Origin of the sequence: Bradyrhizobium genomosp. I (2014) (assembly GCF_000261685.1) — a bacterium.
GTDB lineage: Bacteria > Pseudomonadota > Alphaproteobacteria > Rhizobiales > Xanthobacteraceae > Bradyrhizobium.
Genome location: NZ_AJQE01000468.1, coordinates 1 through 2,047 on the forward strand (window position 1 = coordinate 1; position 2,047 = coordinate 2,047).

Consider the following 2,047-nt stretch of genomic DNA (forward strand, 5'->3'; position numbering starts at 1 on the left):
GGCGATCGATCGCCGCGAGGGTCATAGCTGGGTCCGGAAAGACCTTGTTCCATTCTCCAAAGGGCTGATTGGCGGTGATCAGCAAAGAGCGTCGCTCGTAGCGTGCGCTGATGAGCTCGAACAGCACACTGGTCTCGGCCTGGTCCTTGGTGACATAGGCAAGATCGTCCAAGATGACGAGATCGAAGCGATCGAGGCGGTTGATGGCGCCCTCGAGGTTGAGCTCGCGGCGAGCCACCTGGAGCTTCTGCACGAGATCGGTGGTGCGGGTGAACAGGACGCGCCATCCGTTCTCGATGAGGGCCAAGCCGATTGCTGCCGCCAAGTGGCTCTTGCCTCCACCGGGCGGACCAAACAGCAGCAGATTGGCGCCCTTGCCGAGCCAGCCGTCGCCGGCGGCGAGTGCGGTCATTTGCGCCTTGGAGATCATCGGCACGGCCTCGAAGTCGAAGCTGTCAAAGGTCTTTCCGGTAGGCAGCCGCGCCTCGACGAGATGGCGCTCGATGCGGCGGCGGCCGCGCTCAGCGATCTCGTGCTCGGCAATGGTGGCGAGGAAGCGCGCCGCCGGCCAGCCTTCTTTATCGGATTGCTCGGCAAATTGCGGCCACAGCGCCTTGATGGCGGGCAGCCGCAGCTCGTTGAGCAACAGATTGAGGCGCGCGGTGTCGACTACGTTGGTTGTGCTCATGCGGCGCCTCCGATCTCGGCGGTACCGATGAGGCATTCATAGGTGGCGAGCGGTGCGAGGCGTACCACGACGTTCGGCACCTGGGCGGGATCCGGGGCGAAGTGAGTACGTAGCCGGTTGAGGTCGGGCAGCCGGCCGTCGTTCAGGTCAGCCGTGAGCTGATTGGCGAGTTCGGCCTCGCAACCGCGCTCATGGGCGAGTGCGAGGAGATCGACCATGATCCGGCAGGCCTTCTTGTCCGGTAAGCGTTTGCGCAAGACGTCGAAGGCTCGGCGGTAAGCTTCCCGGGGGAACAGCTGGTCGCGGTAGACCAGGTTGAGGAGCGCCATCGGCTTGCGCCGCAAGGAATGGATCACGTGCCGATAATCGACGACCTGATCGTGCTTGCCATTGGGATGCGGCCGCCCGCGCGGCAAGGTGAGGAGATGCGTGCCGCCGACAAACACGTCGAGGTGATCGTCATACAGGCGCACCCGCAGCCGATGGCCGATCAAGCGCGACGGCACCGTGTAGAACACCTTGCGCAAGGTGAAGCCGCCGGACGACGTCACGTGGACGATCACCTCTTCATAGTCCGACGTGCGGCGGTCCGGCAGATCCTGAAGTGCGCTACGTTCACTGTCGATCCGCTTGGCGTTGCGGGCATTGCGGCGGCTGGCGATCTCATCGATGAAGCCACGATAGGCAGCTAGATCGTCGAAGTCGGCGGTGCCACGCAGCAACAGCGCGTCGCCGATCGCTCGCTTGAGATGACCATGCGAACTCTCGATCGCCCCGTTCTCGTGGGCGATGCCACGATTGTTGCGGGAAGGCCGCATGCCGTAATGGGCACAGAGGTCTTCGTATCGCCGCGTCAGATCGTCTTTGGCGTCGCGGTCGAGATTGCAAAAGGCGGCCGACAGGCTGTCGGTGCGATGCTCCCGTGGCGCCCCACCGAGTGACCACAAGGCATTCTGCAGGCCTTCGGCCAGAGCGACGAAGCTCTCACCGCCGAGCACGACATGGGCGTGCTCAAACCCGGAATAGGCCAGCCGGAAGTGATAGAGACGATGGTCGAGCGGTACGCCCGCGATCGTGACACCCAATTCGCCCATGTCGGTGAAGTCGGACAGGCCGCGCTGACCGGGTTCGTGGGTCTGGCGGAAGATGACCTCCTGCTCCTCGCCGTGGATCGCCCGCCAGGCCCGGATCCGGCGCTCCAGCGTGCGACGGATGCCGGCGCCGAGCTCGGGATGGCGTCGGAGCAACTCCTCGAAGATCGTGACCGGCCGCACACCGGGGGCGGCCTTCAGCATCGGCGCGATATCTGTCTCAAATACGCGGGCCAAGGGATCTGGCCGGCGACGGCCGCGGGGAGCC

General features: G+C 64.6%; 2 protein-coding genes. Both read right to left on the reverse strand.

Annotated elements, in window-relative coordinates:
- On the reverse strand, positions 1 to 688 hold a 688-nt coding region (gene istB, locus IC50_RS38020), incomplete at its 3' end, for an IS21-like element ISBj11 family helper ATPase IstB (protein WP_035716774.1).
- Positions 685 to 2,047, reverse strand: a 1,363-nt coding sequence (gene istA, locus IC50_RS38025) for an IS21-like element ISBj11 family transposase (RefSeq protein WP_035716775.1), incomplete at its 5' end; no start/stop codon positions are given. The genes istA and istB, both read right to left, overlap by 4 nt.